1 protein-coding gene is annotated in these 22,547 nt (G+C 76.1%); it reads right to left on the bottom strand.

The annotated features are described in order from the left end of the window. Positions 1-88: 88 nt before the first annotated feature. Positions 89-22,546 (bottom strand): non-ribosomal peptide synthetase, encoded by a 22,458-nt coding sequence (locus QEZ54_RS11740; protein ID WP_281304575.1) that lies wholly within the window; start codon positions 22,544-22,546, stop codon positions 89-91. Position 22,547 lies beyond the last annotated feature (1 nt).

Genomic DNA, 22,547 nt, shown 5'->3' with positions numbered 1-22,547 from the left:
TGATGAGTATGGATGCTCCGCGCGACTCTTGGCAATGCAGGTGCGGCACGGGCGACGGAAGGGGTCACCTGCCCCCTCCGCCGCGCCCTCACGCCTTCAGCTGTGCGGCGAGCACGCTGCCCCAGTCGGCCACCGGCACCGAATCCAGCAGCTCACCGTGGCCGCAGGCGACCGGGTGGACCGTCACCCGGCCCGCGTACCGCGACCACACCGCCCCCGCGCCGCCCGGGAACCCCGGACTCGGCCGCGCCGCCTCGACGAAGACCAGCTCCCCCGCGTACGGCCTGGGCACCCAACCGCCCGCGAGCCGGTCGCTGTCGAGATAGTTCTCCACCACGGTGCACACCTGCGCGTGCGTGAACTCCGCCATCGCCGGATCCCGTTCGCGCAGGACCCGCGCCGCCACCGCCACGGTCAGGCCCGCCTCCGGAACCTCGTGGCCCAGCTCGCGCAGCAGCTCGGCGAGCGCAACCGGACCGCTGTCGTCGACCACGGGCCGGTCCAGGTAGGTGTCGAGCACGCTGAGGAACGACACGTGCCGACCTCGTTCGGTGAGCAGCACCGCGACCTCGTGCGCCACCGCGCCGCCGAACGACCAGCCCAGCAGCCGGATCGGGCCGGAGGGCGCGGCCTGCTCGATGCGGTCGGCGTACTCGGCGGCGAGGGCGGGCAGGGTGGTGGGCAGGTCGGTGGACCGGCTCAGGCGGGGCGCCTGCAACCCGATCAGCGGGGTGTCCGGCAGGTATCGCTTCAGCGCCGCGAACGGCCAGCTCAGACCGCTGGCGGGCGGGAGGCAGAACACTGCGGGACGCGTACCCGACGGCTGGAGCAAGACCAACGGTGACAGTGCGTCGCCGACGGGCTGGGGTACCTCGACCAGGCGCGCCATGCCCGCCGCCGTCGGCTGCGTGAGCAGTGCCGACAGCGGCACGGTCACTCCGAAAGCGGCCCGCAGCGCGGCCGACAGGCGCACTAGGAGCAGCGAGTGTCCACCGAGGACGAAGAAGTCGTCCGCCACGCCCACCTCGGCCACGCCGAGCAGGTCGGCGAGGATCGCGCAGACCTGCCGTTCAGTCTCGGTGCGCGGGGCGACCGACGCCGCGTCGGCGCCGAACTCCACCGGCGGCAGCGCGGCCCGGTCGACCTTGCCGTTCGGCGTGACCGGCAGCTGGGCCAGCGCCACCACCGCCGAGGGCAGCATGTACGCGGGCAGCCGCCGCGCCAGGTGCTCGTCCAGCCCGGACGGCGTCACAGCGCCGGCCGTGGCGACGTAGAGCACGATCCGCAGCACCCCGGCCGGATCCGGTACCGCGACCGCCACCGCCCGCGACACCGGCGTGTACGCCACCGCGACCGACTCGATCTCGCCCAGCTCCACCCGGAACCCGCGCACCTTCAACTGGTGGTCGGTGCGGCCCAGGTACTCCAGCTCCCCCACCGACGACCAGCGGGCCAGGTCACCGGTGCGGTAGAGCCGGCCGCCCGGCGTCCACGGGTCGGCCGTGAACCGCGACGCGGTCAGCCCCGCGCGGCCGAGGTAGCCCCGGGCGATCTGCGCGCCGCCGAGGTACAGCTCCCCGGCCACGCCGGGCGGCACCGGCCGCAGCCGCTCGTCCACCACGTACGCGGTGGTGCCCGGCAGGGGGCGGCCGATCGACGGGCGGTCGCACCAGGACTCGTCGACCGTCGCGGCGGTCGCCCATACGGTGACCTCGGTCGGGCCGTAGAGGTTGGTGACCGAGGCGGCCCGGCGGGACAGCTCGCGGGCCAGCGGCACCGGCAGCGCCTCGCCGCCGACCAGCGCCCGGACCCCGGTCAGGTCCGCCTCGCCGACCTCGGTCAGCATCGTCCACAGGCCGGGCGTGGCCTGCAGCACGGTCACGCCGTACGCGCGGATCAGCTCGGCCAGCCGGTAGGGGTCGCGGGCCTGCGCGTCGTCGGCCAGCACCACGTGCCCGCCCGCGCGCAGGGTGCCCAGCAGCTCCAGCACGGCGATGTCGAACGACAGCGTCGTCACCGCCAGGAACCGGTCGTCCGGCCCGAGCGGCACCGCGCCGTCCATCGCGGACAGGAACGCCTCGACGTCGCCGCGCGTGACCACGACGCCCTTCGGCCGCCCGGTCGAACCCGACGTGTAGATCACGTACGCCGCCGCAGCCTGCGGCACCTCGGCGTCGGCGGCACCCGTGACGGCGTCCGGCGCGCCCACCCCGACGACCGCGCAGCCCGAGCCCTCGAACAGGTCACGGGTGGCCTCGTCGGTGACGATCACGGCCGGGCGGGCGTCCTCGACCATGAACCGCAGCCGCGATGCCGGGTACGCCGGATCCAGCGGCACGTACGCCGCCCCGGCCCTGGCCACAGCCAGCAGCGCCACCAGCAGGTCGACCGAGCGCGGCAGCGCCAGCCCGACCAGACCGGTCGGCCCGACCCCGAGCCCGGACAGCCGCCCCGCGAACGCCGCCGAACGCGCCTCCAATTCGGCGTAGCTCAGGGTCACCCCGGCCGAGGTCACCGCCGGGGCCAGCGGAGTGCGGGCCGCGTGCGTCCGCACCGCCGACAGCCACGAACCCGGTTCGGCCGACGATCCGCCGTCCTGCCAGCCGTCCAGCTCGGACGTGTCCTGCCCGGTACACAGGTCGACGTCGTCGAGCCGCCCGCCACCGGCCGCGCCGGCCGCCGCGACCAGCAGCGCCAGCCGGTCCAGCAGGCGCCGGGCGGTGGCGGGGTCGAAGCGGTCCGGGTCGAACTCCAGCGCCACCGACACCGGCCGCCCGGGGCCGTCCTCGACGAAGGTGAAGTTCAGGTCCACCTTGGGCGCCGCCTCGGCCGCCGGAGCGTCCAGCGTCGGCAGGCCCAGCAGCCGGTCACCGCCCGCCGGACGGTGCAGCACCCCCAGCATCACCTGGAACAGCGGGTTGCGGCCCGGCACCCGGACCGGGTTGACCGCCTCCACCACGTCCTGGAACGGCAGCTCCGCGTGGTCGAACGCCGACAGCACCGAGTCCCGGACCCGTCCCAGCAGCGCGTCCAGGGTCGGCTGGCCGCCGGTGTCGGTGCGCACCACCACCGTGTTGACGAAGAAGCCGACCAGGTCGGTCAGGGCTTCGTCGCCCCGGCCGGAGACCGGGCTGCCGATCGGCACGTCCGGCCCGGCCCCGTGGCGCGACAGCAGCACCGCCACGGTCGCGTGCAGGGCCATGAACAGGCTCGCCGACACCGCCGACGCCCGCTCGCGCAGCCCGTCCACGACCTCGGCGGGCAGCGTCGCCTCGACCGTCGCCGCCGCCGGGGCGGTGCGGGTCAGTGCCCGGGGACGGTCGGCGGGCAGGTTCGTCTCCGGCGGCAGCGCCCGCAGCCGCTGCTGCCAGTAGCCGCGCTCGCGGGCGTGGCGGCCGGTGGGGTCGGCGCGGTCGCCCAGGCGGCGGTGCTGCCACAGGGCGTAGTCGGCGTACTGGACCGGCAGCGGGGTGAACTCCGGGGATGTTCCGGTGCGGCGGGCCGCGTATGCGGTGTCCAGGTCGGACAGCAGCGGCCGGTCCGACCACTCGTCCATCGCGAGGTGGTGCAGGACCAGCAGCAGCACCGACTCGTCGGCGGCCTGGTCGAGGAACAGGCTGGCCCGCAGCGGCGGCCGCGCGGCCAGGTCGAACGGTTCCGCCACCGCCTCGGCCAGCGCCCCGGCCGTCGCGGCCGACCGGTGCACCAGCAGCTCCACCTCCGCCTCGGCGCGGATCCGCTGCACGGGGCCCTCTTCGTCGACCTCGATCACGGTACGCAGCGCCTCGTGCCGGGCGACCACGTCGCCCAGTGCGGCGGCGAGGGTGCCGGGGTCGACGGCGCCTCCCAGCCGCAGCGTGAGCGGGTAGTGGTAGGCGGTGGACGCCGGGTCGAGCTGGCTGAGCAGCCACAGCCGCTCCTGCGCCGCCGACAGCGGCAGCCGGGCGGGCCGGTCCCCGGCGGTGACGGCCGCCTCGGCGGCGGCCGCCGAGCTGGTGCGCACCGCGAGCCGGGCCGGGGTGCGGGCGTCGAACAGGTCCCGTACCGACACCTCCACGCCCAGGTCGCGGCGCAGCAGGCCGAGCAGCCGCAGCGCGATCAGCGAGTGGCCGCCCAGGGTGAAGAAGTCGTCGTCGGCGCCGACCTCGGGCAGGCCCAGCGCCTGCGCGAACAGGTCGCACAGCACCGCCTCGGCCGGGGTCGCCGCCTTGCGCGAGCTGCTCGCCGGGGGGACGGCCGGGGGCAGCGCGGCCACGTCGAGCTTGCCGTTGACGTTCAGCGGCAGCGCGTTGACCACGGCGTACGCGCTCGGCACGAGGTGGGTGGGGAGCCGGTCGCGCAGCCGGTCGACCAGGCTCGCGATCAGTTCGGCGGGGTCGGCGGCGGCATCGGCGGGCACGACGTAGGCGACCAGGCGCTTGCCGCCCGCCGGGTCGGGCGCGGCCAGGACGGCCGTCTGGCGTACCCCGTCCAGGCTGGACAGGACCGCCTCGATCTCGCCCAGCTCGACCCGGTACCCCCGGACCTTGACCTGGTCGTCGGTGCGGCCGAGGAAGTCCAGGTGGCCGTCGGGGCGCAGCCGGACCAGGTCGCCGGTGCGGTACATGCGCTCGCCGGGCGCCTCGGGGTCGGCCGTGAACCGCGACGCGGACAGGCCGGGGCGGTTCAGGTAGCCGCGGGCCAGTCCGGCGCCGCTGATGTACAGCTCACCGGGCACGCCGGGCGGCACCGGCCGCAGCCAGCCGTCCAGGATCCGCACCCGGGTGTCGCGGATCGGCCGCCCCACGGTCGTGGTCGGGCTGTCGGCCGTGCCCGCGCCGAGGGTGTTGATGGTGTACTCCGTCGGCCCGTACAGGTTGTAACCGGTGACGCCCGCCGACAGCAGCGCCGCCCACAGCGTCTGCGGCACCGCCTCGCCGCCCAGCAGCACCAGCTCGGGCCGGTGCCCGGACGCGTCCAGCAGGCCCGCGTCGAGCAGGTGCTGGGCGAAGGTGGGCGTCACGTTGACCACGTCGACCCGGTGCCGGCGGCAGTAGGCGACCAGCGCCATCGCGTCGCGGCGCAGCTCCTCGTCGCAGACGTGCACGTGGTGGCCCTCGACCAGCCACAGCAGCTCCTCCCACGACATGTCGAAGGAGAACGACACCGTGTGCGCGATCGCCAGCACCCGTCCGCCCGCCGCGGCCACCACCGGGTCGAAGATCTCGTCGCGATGGTTGAGCTGCATGTTCGTCAGGCCGCGGTACGGCGTGACGACGCCCTTCGGGCGGCCGGTCGAACCGGACGTGTAGATGACGTACGCCGGGTGGTCCAGGCGGCCGGGCGTGCCGGGGGCGAACCCGGCCAGCTCCGCCGGGGTCAGCGGGGTGTCCGCGCACGCCGCGAGCAGGGCCGCCGTGTCGGCGTCGTCCAGGCACCGGGTGCGGACGCCGGTCCCGCCGACCCGCCCGGCCACCGCCGAGGTGGTGACGAGCAGCAGCGGGTCCGCGTCGGCGAGCATGCCGGCCAGGCGCTCGTCCGGGTGGTCCAGCTCCAGCGGCAGGTACGCCGCACCGCAGCGCAGCACCGCGAACAGCGCCACCACCGCCGCCACCGACCTGGGCAGCGCCAGCGCGACGATCGTCTCCGGACCCGCCCCGGCCGCGCGCAGCCACCGCGCGAACCGGCTCACCCGCGCATCCAGCTCCGCGTAGGTCAGCGACTCGTCACCGCAGGTCAGCGCCGTACGACCGGGCACGAGCCGGGCGCGTTCGGCCAGCAGCTCGGCGACCGTCCGGTCCGGAGTGTCGCCGGTCGGGCCGGTGAGCTGCCGGACGTCGCCGGGCAGGCTCAGCTCCACGTCGGCGACGCTGTCGTCGGGGTGCGCGGCCAGGTGCAGCACGACCTGGCGCAGCCGGTCCAGCAGCAGCTGGGCCTGCTCGGCCGGGACCACGTCGGAGCGGTACTCCAGCCGCAGCCGCAGCCGCCGTCCCGGGGTGACGACCCAGGTCAGCGGGTAGTGGGTGGCGTCGACGGCGCTGACGTCGACGATGCCGTGGGCCTGCTCCAGGTCGGTGAACGTGTCGTCGTCGAGGAAGTTCTGCAGCACGTACAGGCTGTCGAACAGGGTGTCGCGGCCCAGCGCCTGGTGGATCGCGCCCAGGCCCAGGTGCTCGTACGGCATCAGCGCCACCCGGTCGTCCTGCACTCGCCGCAGCACCGCCGCCACGGTGTCGCCGGGGGCGCAGCGCACCAGCGCGGGCACCGTGTTCAGGAAGACGCCGACGACCTCGTCGGCCCCGTCGAGGTCGGTGGGTCGACCGGCGACGGTGGTGCCGAAGACCGCCTCGGCCCGCCCGGTCGCGTAGCCGAGGGTGAGCCCGAGCGCGGTGCTGAGCAGCGCGTTCAGGGTCACCCCGGCCCGGCGGGCGGCGTCGGTGACCGCCGCCGTCTGCTCGGGGGTCAGGTCGTGGGCGAGGCTGGTGGCCAGCACCGGGGCGGTCCCCGCAGCGGCTGGGTAGAGCACGGTGGGCTCGCCGAGCCCGGCGAGGTGGCCGGTCCAGGCGCCGGTGGCGGCGGCGCTGTCCTGCCGCGACAGCCACGACAGGTAGTCGGCGAACCGGGCCGCGGGCGGCGCGAGCGCGGGTTCGGGGCGGCCGTCGCGGGCGGCGGCGTACCGGTCGAACAGTTCGCGCAGCACCAGCTCCCGGGACCAGCCGTCCCACAGCAGCAGGTGGTAGGTGAGCAGCAGCCGGTCCCGGCCCCCGGGCAGCCGGAGCACGGTCAGCCGGGCCAGCGGCGGCCGGGCCAGGTCGAACGGCGCCGCCCGGTCGGCGGCCAGCACCCGCGCCAGCCGGTCCGGGTCGTCGCGGTCGGACAGGTCCACCACTTCGACGTCGAAGGCCAGGTCGGCGCCGACGAACGCGACCGGCTGCCCGGTGACGGCGGCGAAGCCGAGCCGGGTCGCCTCGTGCCGCCCGAACACGCCCGCGAACGCGGTCGCCAGTGCGGCCGCGTCCAGCCTGGTGCCGAAGTCGAACACGTTCTGGGCCACGTACACGTCGGCGTCCCCGGCGTAGCGGGCCTGGAAGAACAGGCCCTCCTGCAGCGGCGACAGCGGCCACACCGCCTCGGCGCGGACCCCGGCGGCGGCCGCGAGCCGGGCCACCTCGTCCGGGTCGACCCCGGCCGGGGTGAGGTCGGCGGGTCCGGTGGCCGCGGCCAGGTCGGCCAGCGCGGCGACCCAGTCCTCGGCCAGCCCGGCCACGTCGAGGCCCTCGTCGGCGTAGGTGAGCACGGCGACCAGCTCCGGCCCGGCCGCCGTGTCGTGGCAGGCCGCGTTGACCTCCAGCAGGTACGGCGTGCCGAGGTCCGGGTCCGGGGCGGTGCGCAGCACCCGCTCCTCCGGTGCGGTGTCCCAGTCGGCGGCGCCGCCGACCGGGAACCGGCCCAGGTAGTTGAACAGCAGCTGGGGTGTGCCGAGGCGGCCCAGCGCGGCGGCCGTACGCGGGTTGAGGTAGCGCAGCAGTCCGAAACCGAGCCCGCCGTCGCGTACCGCCGAGACGGTGTCGCGCACCGCTCGCAGCGCCTGCGCGGCGTCGCCGGTCAGGCCGGGCAGCCGCACCGGCGCGATCGCGGTGAACCAGCCGACCGTGCGGGACAGGTCGGTCTCCTCGGCCAGCGGCTCGCGCCCGTGCCGTTCCAGGTCCACCAGCAGCGGCGCGGCCGGGTCGTGGCCGCGCCGGGAGCGCCAGCGCGCCACCGCCAAGTGCAGCCCGGCGAGCAGCGTCTGCGTCACGTCCGCCCCGGCGGCGGCCGGCACGCTGGTCAGTAGCGGTGCGGTGAGGTGCGGCGGCACGGTGATCCGGTGCTCGCGGGTGGCACCGGCGGTCAGCCCGACCGTCACCGCCGTCGGGTCGAGGTCGGCGCCGGGGGCCAGCGCCGCCGTCCAGTGGGCGAACTCGGCCAGCCGGTCGGAGCGGGTGGCGTGCTCGGCGGCGGCGCGCGCGTACGCCCGCAGCGACGTGCCCACCGGCTCCAGCACGGGCTCCCGGCCCGCCGCGACGTCGGCCCAGGCGGCGCGCAGGTCGTCGCCGAGGATGCGCCAGGACACCCCGTCGACGGCCAGGTGGTGCACCACCAGCAGCAGCCGTCCCTGCTGGTCCGGGCCCCGGTCGAAGTGGACCGCCCACAGCAGCCGCCCGGCGTCCGGGTCGAGGGAGTCGGCGGCGCCCTCGGCCACGGCCCGGACCAGCTCCGCGAGGTCGTCGTCGCTGAGCCCGGTCGCGTCGAGGGTGCTGACCCGGGGCGCGCTCGCCGGGTCCGGGGCGGCGACGGTCAGAGACCACAGCAGCGGGTCGGGCCGGTCCAGGCGCAGCCGCAGCGCGTCGTGCCGGGCGACCAGCGCCGCCACCAGCGCGCTCGCCTGGGCGTTGGTCAGGCCCGCCGGGGTGAGCAGCAGTTCCGCCTGGTGCAGGCGGTTGATCCGCCCGCCCAGCTCGGCGAGCCGGTGCACGATCGGCAGCAGCGCCACCTCGCCGATCCCGTCCCCGCCGGCGGCCGGTGCCGGCGGCTGCGGGGCGGGCACTGTTTCGCCGACGGACGCGGCCAGCGCCTCGGGCGTACGCAGGGTGAACACGTCGCGGGGCGAGATGCGCAGGCCGCGGCGGCGGGCCAGGTTCACCAGCTGGATCGCGATGATGCTGTCGCCGCCGAGGGTGAAGAAGTCGGCTCCGGCGGCCGCGCCGGGCAGGCGCAGCACCTCGGCGTACAGTGCGCGGAACCGGTCCACGGTGGACGGGTTCGCACCGGTCGGCAGCGGCTCGGGCTGGTCCGCGGTCGGCGGTGCGGGCAGCGCGGCCCGGTCGAGCTTGCCGTTGACGGTCAGCGGCAGTGCGGTGAGCAGCACGTACGCGGCGGGCACCATGTAGCCGGGCAGCGCGGTGGCCAGCGCCGTACGCAGTACCCCGGTGTCGAGATGCGCGCCGGTACGCGGCACGACGTACGCCACCAGGCGCCGCCTGCCGGGCTCGTCCTCGCGGACGGCCACGGCGGCGTCGGCGACCTGCGGCAGGGCCAGCACGGCCGCCTCGACCTCGCCCAGCTCGATCCGGTACCCCCGGATCTTCACCTGGTCGTCGGCCCGCCCGACGTAGACCAGCTCGCCGTCGGCGGTGCGCCGGGCCAGGTCGCCGGTGCGGTAGAGGCGCCCGCCGCCGGAGTCGGCCACGAACCTGGCCGCGGTCAGGCCCGCCCGGCCGTGGTAGCCGCGCGCCAGCTGGTCACCGGCGATGTACAGCTCGCCGACGGCGCCGACCGGCACCGGTGCCAGCCGCTCGTCGAGCAGTTCGGCGCGCAGGCCCGGCAGCGGGCCACCGATGGCGCTGCCGCGTCCGGCGTGCGCGTCGGCGGCGGTCAGCGGCCGGAACGACACGTGCACGCAGGTCTCGGTGATGCCGTACATGTTGACCAGGGCCGGGGTGGCCGGGTTGCGGTCGTACCAGGCGCGCAGCCGGGCCAGGTCCAGCGCCTCGCCGCCGAACACGACGTAGCGCAGCGCGAGCGGGCCGTCCGCCTCGGCGTCGGCCGCGATCAGCGGGTAGAACGCGGACGGGGTCTGGTTCAGCACGGTGACCCGCTCGTCGGCGAGCAGCCGCCGGAACCGGTGCGGGTCGCGGGCCACGTCCTCGGGTACTACGACCAGGTGCGCGCCGTGCAGCAGCGCGCCCCACAGCTCCCACACCGAGAAGTCGAACGCGATCGAGTGGAACAGCGTCCACACGTCGGCCGGGCCGAACGCGAACCGCTGCCGGCCGGCGTCGAACAGGGCCAGCACGTTCCCGTGGGTGACGACGACGCCCTTGGGCAGGCCGGTCGAGCCGGAGGTGTAGATGAGGTAGACGGCGTCGTCCGGACCGGCCTGCGCGGCGGGCGGCGCGGTGGCCGGGTGCGCGGCCAGGGCGCCGGCCACGGCCGGGTCGTCCAGGATGAGCGCGGCCGTGGCACCGGGCAGCGCGACGGCTGTCGCCGCGTCCGTGATGACGCAGACCGGGGCGGAGTCGTCGATGATGTGGCGCAGCCGGGCGGGCGGGGAGGCCGTGTCCAGCGGCACGTAGCAGCCGCCGGCCTTGACGACCGCGAGCACCGCCGCGACCAGGTCCAGGCCGCGCGGCAGGGCGAGCGCCACCCGGCTCTGCGGGCGTACGCCCCGGGCCAGCAGCTCCCGCGCCAGCCGGTTCGCACGGGCGTCCAGGTCGGCATAGGTCAGACGCCGTCCCGCGATCGAGACGGCGACCCGGGCCGGGTCGGTGCCCGCCGCCGAGTACGCCCGCGAGAGGTTCGCCATCGCCGGGGACGGGGCGGCGAGGTCGGCGACGGTGCCGGTCGGTTCGGTCAGCAGCCGGTCGATGATGTGCTCCACCTGTTCGAGGAGCTGCCGCGCGCGGTCCGCGCCGATCAGCTCGGTGTCGTACTTGATCTCCAGGGTCAGCCGCTCGCCGGGGAAGGCCACCAGGGCGAGCGGGTAGTGCGGCGCGTCGGTGCCGGTGAACCCGCGCACCCGCAGGCCGGACGCGCCGGGGGTGTCGTCGGCGGCGGGGAAGTTCTCGACCACGACCATCGTGTCGAAGAACTCGCGCACCCCGGCCAGGCGGGCCAGCTCACCCAAACCCGTGTGCTGCACGTCGAGCAGGTCGGTCAGCCGCTCCTGCAGCGCGGCCAGGACCTCGCCGAGCGGCTGGTCAGGCTGCCAGGCCATCGGGACGGGGACGGTGTTGATGAGCAGGCCGACGATCGACTCCACGCCGGGCAGCTGCCCGCCGCGACCGGAGACGGTCGAGCCGAACACCACCCGGTCGCGGTCTACCAGCTGCCCGAGCAGCAGACCCCACGCGGCGTGCAGCAGCGTCGACACGGTCACCCCGTGCCGTCGCGCCGCCTCGGTGACGTCCTTCGTACGCCGCGCGGAAAGGCTGCCCGAGACGCTGTCGTGGTGGCCGACCCCGGCCCCGGTGCCGACCAGCAGCGTCGGGGCGACCCCGGTCAGGGCGCGTGCCCAGGTCTCGCGGACCACCGCCGGGTCGTGGGCGAGGACGGACTCGACGTGGTCGCGGAAGGTGACGGCCGGGGCGGGCAGGTCGGCGCCGCCGCGCTCGTACGAGGCGATGACGTCGGCGAACACCAGCGGGTACGACCAGCCGTCGGCGATGATGTGGTGCATCGTCTCGATGAGCCGGTGCTCGGTGGCGCTCAGCGAGACCAGCGTGTAGCGCACCAGCGGCGCCTGGGCCAGGTCGAACGGCTCGGCCAGCGCGGCCGCCGCGATCCGGGCCAGCTCCGCCTCGGCGTCGGCGCGGCCGGACAGGTCGACCGCCTGCCAGGGCAGGGCCACCTCGGCCGCGATGAGCTGGGCGATCCGGCCGTCGGACAGCTCGACGAAGGCGGCCCGCAGGGCGTCGTGGCGGCGTACCGTCGCCGCCACCGCCACCCGCAGCACCTCGGCGTCGAGCGGGCCGGTCAGCTCCGCGACCTGCTGCACCCGGTAGGTGTCCACGTCGGAGTCGGCGTACGCGGCGTGGAAGTACATGCCCTGCTGCAGCGGCAGCAGCGGCAGGATGTCGCGCACCCGGCCGGGGCGCGCCAGCCGGTCCACGTCGGCCTGCGACAGCGCCACCAGCGGGAAGTCCGACGGGGTGTGCCCGTCCAGGGCGGCGCAGCGGGCGAGCGCGGTCAGCGCCGCCAGCCACAGCCGGGCCAGCTCCCGCACGTCGTCCTCGGTCATCAGCCCGGTCGGCCAGGACAGCGTCGCCGACAGGACCGGACCGTGCGGGCCGTCCTGCGCCTGCGCGTTGACCTCCAGCACCTGAGCCGGGTTGTCCGGGTGGACGCCCTCGTGCAGCACGCCGGTGCCCTCGCCGCCGGTGAACCGGCCCAGGTAGTTGAACAGGATCTGCGGGGTGCGCGGCCACGGCGAGCCGTCGGCCAGGTAGCGCAGCACGCCGTACCCGAAGCCGTTGTCGGGCACCGCCCGCAGCTGCTCCTTGACCGCCCGCGCGGCCGCGGCCAGCCCCGGACCGGCCGCCTCGACCTCGGCCCAGCCGACCGTGCCCGGGTCGAGCGCGACCGGGTGGATGACGGTGAACCAGCCGACGGTCCGCGACAGGTCGGCGTCGGCCGCGCCGACGTGCTCGCCGTGGCGGCCGTGGCCCTCCAGGTTGACCAGCACCGGCGTCTGCTCCGGGGTGGTCGCCCAGCCGGGCCGGGGCGTGGCCCGCCACCGCCGGACCGCCACCGCGAACGCGGTGAGCAGGCCGTCGTTGACGCCGCCGCGCAGCGCGGCGGGCACGCTGGTGAGCAGGGCCGTGCTCAGGTCGGCCGCGACCGTGACGGTGACCGACGAGACCGTGGCGGCGGTGTCGCGCGCCGGGTCCAGGTCCCGCGTGCCGAGCCTCGGGTCGGGCGTGTCCAGCACCGCCCGCCAGTAGGCCTCCTGCGTCGCGAACCCGCCCGCGTCGGCGACGGCCCGCACCCGGGCCGCCCAGTCCTGGAACCGGACCGGCACCGGCGGCAGCGCGGCCGGACGCCCGGCGGCCACCGCCGCGAAGGCGCGGGCCAGGTCGTCGGTGAGCACCCGCCACGACACGCCGTCGACGACGAGGTGGTGCACGCTCAGCAGCAGGTGCGAGGGCAGGTTCGGGCCCTCGTCGTACCAGGTCGCGGCGGTCATGCGCCCCGCCGCCGCGTCGAGCCGGGCGGCGGCCGCGTCGACCGCGCCGGACAGCCGCGCGGGCGGTGGACCCGACTGCGCGACCAGGTCCGGTTCGAACGCCGCGCGCACCCGCAGCACGTCGCCGTCGACGCTGAGCCGCAGCAGGTCGTGGCACTCGCCCAGGGCCCGCAGCACCGCGGTGACCCCGGCCAGGTCCAGCCCGGCCGGGGCCGGGAGCAGCATCGTCTGGTGGAACCGCGACAGCGGCGTACCGGCCTGGAACGTCTCGGCCAGCATCGGGGTGAGCGGGACCGTGCCGTCACCCGCGACCGGTGCCAGCGCGGGCGCGGCCGGGGCGGCGGCGGTGACGGTGGCCGCCAGTGCCCGCACGGTGCGGCGGCGGAACACGTCGCGCGGGGTGACGTGCAGGCCCGCCTCGCGGGCTCGGGCCGCCGCCGCGATCGAGGAGATGCTGTCGCCGCCGACGGTGAAGAAGTCGTCGTCGATGCCGACCCGGGGCAGAGCCAGCACGGCGGCGTAGACGCCGCACAGGGTCCGCTCGGCGTCGGTGCGCGGCTCGGCCGTGGCGCCGGTGTCGGGGATCGACGCCTCCGGCAGCGCGGCGGTGTCGAGCTTGCCGTTGACGGTCAGCGGCAGCACCGGCACGGCGGCGTAGCGCTGCGGCACCATGTACCCGGGCAGCACCTCGGCCAGCGCGTCGCGCAGGCCGGCCAGGAACACCCCGTCGGCGGCCCCGGCCGGCACGACGTACGCGGCGAGGCGCCTGCGGCCGGTGACGGCGTCCTCCAGCTGCGCCACCACGGCCGCCTGGCGTACGCCGGGCAGCCCGCCGAGCACCGTCTCGATCTCGCCCAGCTCGACCCGGTAGCCCCGGATCTTCACCTGGTCGTCGGTGCGGCCGAGGAAGTCCAGGTGGCCGTCGGGGCGCAGCCGGACCAGATCGCCGGTGCGGTACATGCGCCCGCCGGGAACGTTGGGGTCGGCGGTGAACCGCGAGGCGGTGAGGCCGGTCGCGTTCAGGTAGCCGTGGGCCAGGCCCGCCCCGGCGATGTACAGCTCCCCCGCCGTGCCCGGGTGCACCGGCCGCAGCCACGGGTCCAGCACGTACGCACGGGTGTTCCAGATCGGACGGCCAACGGTGCTGGTCGCGCTCTCATCCGTACCGGCGCCGAGGGTGTTGATGGTGTACTCGGTCGGCCCGTACAGGTTGTAGCCGATCGGGCCGCCGGGCCGGCGCAGCCGCTGCCACACCGCGTCGCTGACGGCCTCCCCGCCGAGCAGGACCAGGCTCGGCGGATACCCGGCCGGGTCGAGCAGCCCCTCCTCGAACAGGTGGTGGGCGTAGGTCGGTGTCACGTTGACCACGTCGACCCGGTGCTCGCGGCAGTACGCGACCAGCGCGGTCGCGTCGCGGCGCAGCTCCTCGTCGCAGACGTGCACCTCGTGGCCCTCCACCAGCCACAGCAGCTCCTCCCACGACATGTCGAAGGAGAACGACACCGTGTGCGCGACCCGCAGCCGGTCCCGTCCGGCCGCCTTCGCCCGCGCCACCGCCGGGTCGAATATCTCCGCCCGGTGGTTGAGCTGCATGTTCGTCAGCCCCCGGTACGGGGTCACGACGCCCTTGGGCCGCCCGGTCGACCCGGACGTGTAGATCACGTACGCCGGGCTGTCCAGCGAACCCGGTCCGGCACCGGGCATCGGCTCGCCGCTCAGCGCCGCCAGTTCGGCCGCCAGCTCGGCGGTGTCGAGCAGCAGCGCCTGCCCGCCGAGGTCGCGCTGCCGTCCGGCCAGCTCGGCCGCGCCGGTCGTGCAGAGCAGCAGGGCGGGCCGGGCGTCGTCGAGCATGTCGGCCAGGCGGGCCACCGGGTGGTCCAGGTCCATCGGCAGGTACGCCGCCCCGCAGCGCAGCACCGCGAACAGCGCCACCACCATCTCCACGCCGCGCGGCAGCCCCAGCGCCACCACCGTGCCCGCCCCGGCGCCCCGCCCGCGCAGCAGCCGCGCGTACCGGTTGACCTCGGCGTCCAGCTCGGCATACGTCAGCGACCGGGCGCCGAACACCAGCGCGGTGTCGGCCGGGATCAGCGCCGCCCGCTCGGCGAGCAGGTCCGCGACGGTCGCCTCCGGCAGCGGGTGCTCGGTGGCCGCCCAGTCGCCGCGCAGCCGCGCCGCCTCGGCGTCCAGCACCGGGTCCAGCCGCGCCACCGGGGTGTCGAGGCCGTCGGCGACCCGGGTGAGCAGCCGCAGGAACCGGTCCAGCTGGCGCCGGGCGTCGGCGGCGTCGGTCACGTCGGGCCGGAACTCCAGCTTGACGTGCAGGTTCGCCCCGGGCGTGACCACCCACGTGTACGGGTAGTGCGTGGTGTCGGTGTACCCGACCCCGGTGATGCCGTGCCGCTGCTCCAGGTCGGTGAACGTGTCGTCGGCGAGGAAGTTCTGCAGCACGAACAGGGTGTCGAACAGCTGGTCGTGGCCGGTGGCGCGGTGGAGTTCACCGAGCCCGAGGTGCTCGTGCGGGGCCAGCCGCAGCCGGTCCTGCTGCGCCCGGCGGGCCAGGTCGGCGACCGTGTCGGCGGGGGCCGGGCGGACCCGGACCGGGACGGTGTTGAGGAACAGGCCGATGGCGTCCTCGATGCCGGGCAGCTCGGTGGGGCGCCCGGCGACGGTGGTGCCGAAGACGACGTCGGTGCGGCCCGCCTCGTACCCGATCAGCAGGCCGAGCACGGCGGTGAGCAGCGAGTGCAGGGTGACGCCGCGCCGCTGGGCCTGCTCGCGCAGCCGCAGCGTGACCGCCGACGGCAGCGCCGCCAGCAGCCGGTGCGAGGGCAGCGGGTCGCGGCCCACGGCGGACGGGACCAGCAGGGTCGGCTCGGTCACGCCGGACAGCTCGTCGCGCCACGCGGCGACGGCCGCGTCGGAGTCCCGCCCGGCCAGCCAGGTCAGGTACTCGGGGAACCCGTTGGCGGCGGGCGGCAGGGCGCCGGCGGCGCCGCGAGTGGCGTACCGGGCGAAGAGGTCGCGCAGCACCAGCTCGCGCGACCAGCCGTCCCACAGCAGGAAGTGGGCGGTGAGCAGCAGCTGGTCCCGGTCGTCGGGCAGCCGGACCACGGTGAGCCGGATCAGCGGCGGCCGGGTCAGGTCGAAGGGCTCGGTGAGGTCGGTCTCGTGCAGCCGGGCCAGCGCGGCGTCCAGGTCGCCCGGGTCCAGGGTGGACAGGTCGGTGACGGCCACGGTCGCGTCGAGGTCGGCGGCGATGTACTGGACCACGTCGCGCACGCTGTCGCCGGTGAACCCGGCCCGCAGCGTCGGATGGGCCCGCAGCAGCGACGCGAACGCGGCGCGCAGCGCGTCGAGGTCCAGGCGCCGGTCGAAGTCGAAGACGTTCTGGGCGATGTAGGTGTTGGCGCCGTCGGCGTAGGCGGCCTGGTAGTAGACGCCGCGCTGGAGCGGCGACAGCGCCCAGATGGTCTCGACCGGCACCGGCGCGGCGGCCAGCACCCGGTCGATCTCGGCCTGGTCGAGCCGGACCGTGGCGAGGTCGGCCGGAGTCAGCGCGGCCGGTGCCGGGGCGGCCTGGCCGGCCAGGCCGGCGTCGATCGCGGCGGCGGTACGCAGCCGGAACAGCGCCTCCACGCTGACGTCCAGGTCATCGCGCGCGAGCCGGTTGACGACCCGGATGGCCAGGATGCTGTCGCCGCCGTGGGCGAAGAAGTCGTCCTCGGCGCCGAGATCGGTGCTGGACAGCACCTCGGCCAGGTGGCGGCGGATGCGCTCGGCCCGTTCGGTGCGGGCCGCGCCGCCGGTGCGGGCGGCGGGCGCCGGATCGGGCAGGGCCCGCCGGTCGCGTTTGCCGTTGGGCAGCAGCGGGATCCGGTCCAGCACCGTCACCGTGGCCGGGACCAGGTACGGCGGCAGCTCGGCGCGCAGCATCGTCCGCAGCGCGCCAGGGTCCAGGCTCTCGCCGGGCTCGGCGACCACGTAGGCGTGCAGGGCGTGCGTACCGGCGCTGCCGGGACGGGTCGCGGCGACCGCCTCGGCGACCCCGATCCGGCGTGCGAGGGCCGCCTCGACCTCGGCCAGCTCCACCCGGTAACCGTTGATCTTGATCTGGTCGTCGGTGCGGCCCAGGAACTCGACCTGCCCCGACGGCAGCAGCCGCGCCCGGTCGCCGGTGCGGTAGAGCCGCTCGCCGGGCGTGAACGGGTCGGCCACGAACCGTGCCGCCGTCCCGCCGCCCTGCCCCAGGTAGCCCCGGGCCAGCTGCGCGCCGCCGACGTAGACCTCGCCGATGCCGCCGGCCGCGACCAGGTCCAGGGTCTCGTCCAGCAGCAGCACCCGGGTGCCGGGCACGGGCGTGCCCAGCGGCACCCGGCCGTCCACCGTGGTCACGTCGGCCGTGAGCACGTCGCCGACGACCTCGCTGGAGCCGTACGAGTTCACGATCCGCGCCCCCGGCGACGCGGCGGCCAGCGCCCGTACCGTGCCGGCGTCCAGCGCCTCGCCGGACAGCAGCCAGCGCCGCACCCCGGCCAGCGGCGCACCGTCCACTTCGGCCATCGCCGCGGCCAGGCTCGGCACCGCCAGCAGCTGCGTCGCGCCGCTGTCGGCCACGAGCCGGGCCAGCGCGGCGCCGTCGGCGGCGGTCCGCTCCGGGGCGATCACCGTCGTGGCTCCGGCGACCAGGGCGCCCAGCAGCTCGGTCGTACCGTCGATGAAGCTCAGCGAGCTCTTGGCCAGCCGGACGTCGGGCGTGCCCGGCGCGGCCGACCACTGCTCGGCCGCCCAGACGAGGCGGTTGCCCAGCCCGCCGTGCGTCCCCACGACCGCCTTCGGCCGCCCGGTCGACCCGCTGGTGTAGACCACGGAGACGGCGTCGGCCGGGTCCGGCTCGGCCGGGTCCGCGATCGGCGCCCCTGCCGCGGCCGCCCGCACGGTGTGCTGCGGCAGCCCGTGCGGCGGCAGCGTACGGGCCGTCGCCTCGTCGGCCAGCACCGCCACCGGCCGCGCGTCGGCGAGCATGAACTCGATCCGCCCCGCCGGATACGCGGGATCCACCGGCAGGTAAGCCGCCCCGGTCCGCGCCACGGCCAGCAGCGCGGTGGCCAGGTCGACCCCGCGACCCACCGCGACCGCCACGATGTCGCCCCGCCGGACCCCGCTGCGGCGCAGGTGCCCGGCGACCCGGTCGGCCTTCGCGACGAGTTCGGCGTAGGTGAGCGCGGTGTCCCCGCAGACCACCGCGGCCCGGTCCGGTGCCGCCGCCGCGGCCCGGTCGATCAGTGCGAGCACCCCCGGCTGCGCCTCTCGCAGGTTCGCCGAGGCGGCGAGCAGGGCGGCCCGCCGCTCGCCCGGCACCAGCCCGACCTGCCCCACGGGCAGCTCAGGGTGGTCGGCCAGGGCCGCCAGCAGCAGCAGGTACTGGTCGAGCAGCGTCTCGGCCGAGGCGGCGTCCACGGCGGACAGGTCGTGCGTGAGCAGCAGGTCGATGCGCTGACCGGGCTTGGCCATCACGGTGACCGGGTAGTGCGGCGCCTCGACCGTGTCGACGCCGGTGACCCGCAGCGCGCCCACCTGGTCGAAGACGGCCGGATAGTTCTCGATGACCACGAGGGTGTCGAACAGTTCGCCGACCCCGGTGCGCCGGTGGATGCGGCTGAGTGCGGTGTGCTCGTGCTCCATCAGCCCGGTCTGCGCCCGCGCGGCCCGCGCCACGACCGCGATCAGCGGGTCGGCGGCGCGCCACCGGACCCGCGCCGGGACGGTGTTCACCAGCAGGCCGATGATGTCGTCGATGCCGTCGAGGTCGCCGGAGCGGCCGGAGACGGTCACGCCCACGACCGCGTCGCCACTGCCGGTACGGCGCCCGACCAGCAGGCCCCATGCGGCGGTGAGCAGGCCGCTGACCGTGATGCCGTGCCGCTGCGCGAGGGTGCGCAGCCGCTCGGTCAGCTCGGCGGGCACGGTCGCGGCGCGCCGGGCGTAGCCGGTCGCCGTGCCCGGGGCCAGCGCCGAGGCCAGCCGGGTCGGGCCGGTGACGCCTTCGAGCGCGGCGGCCCAGGCGTCGGCGGCGGTGTCGGTGTCGAGGGCGGCCAGGGCGCGCAGGAACGTGTCGTAGCCGACCGGGGCGGGCAGCGGCTGCCGCTCGTGCAGGGCGAGCAGCTCGCGCAGCATCAGCGGCACCGACCAGCCGTCGGCGAGCAGGTGGTGCACGGTGTGCACGAGGGTGTGCCGGCCGCCGTCGAGCCGGGCCAGCGTGAACCGCATCGCGGGCGGGTCGGCCAGGTCGAACGCGGTGGTCCGGTCGGTGCCGGCGGCCTCGTCGAGCCGCCGCGCGGCGGTGTCGGCGGGAAGGCCCGACAGGTCGAGGTCGCGCCACGGAACTCGGACCCGGTCGGCGGTGGCGGCGACGGTACGGCCGTCGCGCAGCGTCAACAGCGCGGCGGCCAGGTGCGGGTGCCGGGCCAGCAGGCCCTCGGCGGCGGCGCGCAGCCCGGCCGGGTCGACCGGCCCGTCGAGGTGGATGCGCTGCTGGACGACGTACGGGTCGGCGCCGGTCGCGGCGCGGGCGTGGAAGTAGAGGCCCTCCTGCAGCGGCGACAGCGGCAGCACGGTGCGCAGGCCCGGCACGGCGGCGTCCAGTTCGGTCACGTCGGCCTGGGTGAGGGCGGCGAGGGGGAAGTCCGACGGGGTGTGCCCGGCCACGCCCGGGTCGGCGGCGATCGCGGTGAGCGTGTCGGTCCAGCCCCGGGCCAGCTCGGCGACGCGGTCGGCGGTGAGCAGGTTCCCGGCCCAGCTGAACCGGGCGCGCAGCACCGGACCCTCGGCGGTGTCGACGGCGACGGCGTTGACCTCGACGACCCGGGCCAGCGGCAGCGCCGGATCGCGCCGCTCCACGACGATGTCGCCGCCGTCGACGGCCGCGAACGGGCCGGAGTCGGCGGCGGTGAACCGGCCGAGGTAGTGGAACAGCACCTGCGGCGCGGCCGCCAGCTCGGGCCGGGCCGTGCCGGACAGGTAGCGCAGCGCGCCGTAGCTCAGGCCCCGGTGCGGGACGGCGCGCAGCTGCTCCTTGACCGCGCGGACGGCCGCGCCCAGGTCGCCGGCCGGGCCGGGGTCGACGGCGAACGGGTACAGCGTGGTGAACCAGCCGAACGTGCGCGACAGGTCGACCTCGCCGGGCAGCACGTCCTCGCGGCCGTGGCCCTCCAGCTCCAGCAGCAGCGGCCCGTCGCCGCCGCGCCAGGCGCGCAGGGCCAGCGCGAACGCGGTGACCAGGCCGTCGTCGACGCCGCCGTGGACGGCGGCGGGCACCGCCCCGAGCAGCCGGGCCGACACGTCCGGCGGCAGGGCCACGGTCAGCTCGCGCTCGGTCGCGACGGTGTCGCGGGCGGGGTCGAGCGGCCGGTGGCCGAGCCGCGGGTCGGCGGTGGCGCAGGTATGCCGCCAGTACGCCTCGGCGGCGGCGAACACCCCGTCGCGGGTGGCCTCGCCGAGCCGCCGCGCCCACTGCCGGAACGCCGTGCCGTCGCCGGGCAGGCGCACCGGCCGCCCGGCGCTCAGCTCGGTCCAGGCGGCGCGCAGGTCCTCCAGCAGCACCCGCAGGGACACGCCGTCGACCACGATGTGGTGCACGGCGAGGATGAGCCGCCCGTCGCGGTCGGGGCCGCCGTCGAGCCATACCGCGTCGAGCATGCGCCCCGCGTACGGGTCGAGCCGCCGCGCGGCGGCGGTCGTCTCGCGGTCCAGTGTCGCGTCCAGTTCGGCCGGTGCCGGGGCGGTGCGGCGGGTGGTGAGTCCGGCGGCGGTGACCGACCCGGCGGGTTGGACGGTCAGCGTCCAGCGCGGGGTGCCGGTGGCGCGGGTGCGCAGCACCGGGTGCGCGGCCAGGACGGCGTCGAGCAGGATGTGCAGCTGCGCCTCGGTGAGACCGGCCGGGGTGCGCAGCGTCATCGCCTGGAAGAAGCCGCGCATGGCGGGGCCGAGGTCCTGCAGCCACTCGGTGATCGGGGTGGGCGGCACCTCCCCGTCGGCGTCGGCGGCCGTCACGGCGGCACCGGGATCGACGGCGGTGACGGCCGGGGCCAGCGCGGCGGGTGTCCGCCGGGCGAGGATGTCGCCTGGCCGCACCACGTACCCGGCCTGGCGGGCGCGGCGTACGACGCCGATGGCGGTGATGCTGTCGCCGCCGAGGGTGAGGAAGTCGTCGTCGGCGGAGACCTCGGCGACGCCGAGCACGTCGGCGAAGACGTGGCAGAGCAGCCGCTCGACCGGCCCGTCCGGGGCGCGGCGCGGCGCCCGCTCGGGGGCGGCGGGGTCGGGCAGCGCCCGCCGGTCGACCTTGCCGTTGGCGGTGACCGGGAACGCGTCCAGGATGGTCACGGTGCCGGGCACCATGTACTCCGGCAGCCGGTCGGCGCACCAGGCGCGCAGCTGCTGAGCGGTGACCTCGGCGTCGACCGTGGCGTATGCGGCGAGCTGGGCCGCGGCCGTGCCGGTGTGCACGACGACCGCCGCGCGGCGTACCGCCGGATGTCCGGCCAGGACCGCCTCGACCTCCTCCAGCTCCAGCCGCATGCCCCGGATCTTGACCTGGTTGTCCGCCCGGCCGACGAAGTCGAGGCTGCCGTCGGCGGCGAACCGGGCCAGGTCACCGGTGCGGTACATGCGGGTGCCGCGCCCGTCGAACGGGTTGGCCACGAACCGCGCCCCGGTCAGCGACGGCGCGTTGACGTACCCGCGCCCGAGCAGGAACCCGGCCGCGTACAGCTCGCCCACCTCGCCGGTCGGCACCGGCTCCAGCCGCTCGTCGAGCACGTAGAGCTGCGTGTACGGGTTGGCTCGCCCGATCGAGGTGGCGATGCGCTCGGCCTGGTCGCGGTAGATGACGTGCGAGACGCCGATGGTCGCCTCGGCGGGCCCGTAGCCGTGGTAGAGCGTGGTGGTCAGCTGGCGCCGGAACCGCTCGAACAGCTCCGGGGTGAGCACCTCGCCGCCGCACCAGACGTGGCGCAGCCCGTCGAGCAGGGTGGTGCCCCGCGCCATCTCCAGCAGCACGTCCAGCATGGATGAGACGAGGTAGACGAAGGTGACCCGTTCCCGGGAGATCAGGTCGAGCAGGTAGTGCGGGTCGCGTTCGCCGTCGGGGTCGGCCACGACCACGTACCCGCCGCTGACCAGCGGCAGGAGGATCTCGTTGACGGAGATGTCGAACGCGAGCGGGGCCTTGAACAGCGACGCGTCGCCGGGGCCGAAGTGGAGGATCTGCTCGACCTGCCACAGCAGCCGGTTGCAGATCGCCTCGTGGCGGATCATCGCGCCCTTGGGGCGGCCGGTGGAGCCGGAGGTGAAGATCACGTACGCCAGGGCGGCGCCCGGGATGGGCAGGTGGAGCGGCTGGGCGGGCTCGGTCCCGTACCCCCAGTCGGCGAGGTCGACCTCGACCAGGTCCCCGGCCGGCACGCCCTGGGGGTGGCCGGGCGCGGCGACGACCAGCCGCGCCCCCGCGTCGGCGCGCACCTTCTCCCGGCGTTCGGCCGGCCAGGCCGGGTCGACCGGCACGAACGCCCCGCCCGCCGACATGACCGCCAGTACGGCGACGACCATCTCGGCGGAGCGGGGCGTGCTGACGGCGACCGTCTCCTCCGGACGCAGTCCCCGAGCGCGCAGGTGGTGCGCCAGTTGCCAGACCCGGGTGGCCAGTTCCGCGTAGGTCAGCCGGGTCTGTCCGGCGACCAGGGCCAGGGCCTGCGGGGTGCGGGCCGCCTGGTCGGCGAACAGCTTCGGGACGGTCGTGATGGTACTGGGGACAGCGGAAAACTCGGCCACACCGAAGGTCATG

The organism is Catellatospora sp. KI3 (assembly GCF_029948125.1).
Classification (GTDB): Bacteria; Actinomycetota; Actinomycetes; order Mycobacteriales; family Micromonosporaceae; genus Catellatospora.
The sequence above is the reverse complement of the archived record's forward strand: the minus strand, read 5'-3'. Positions and strand labels throughout refer to the sequence as shown.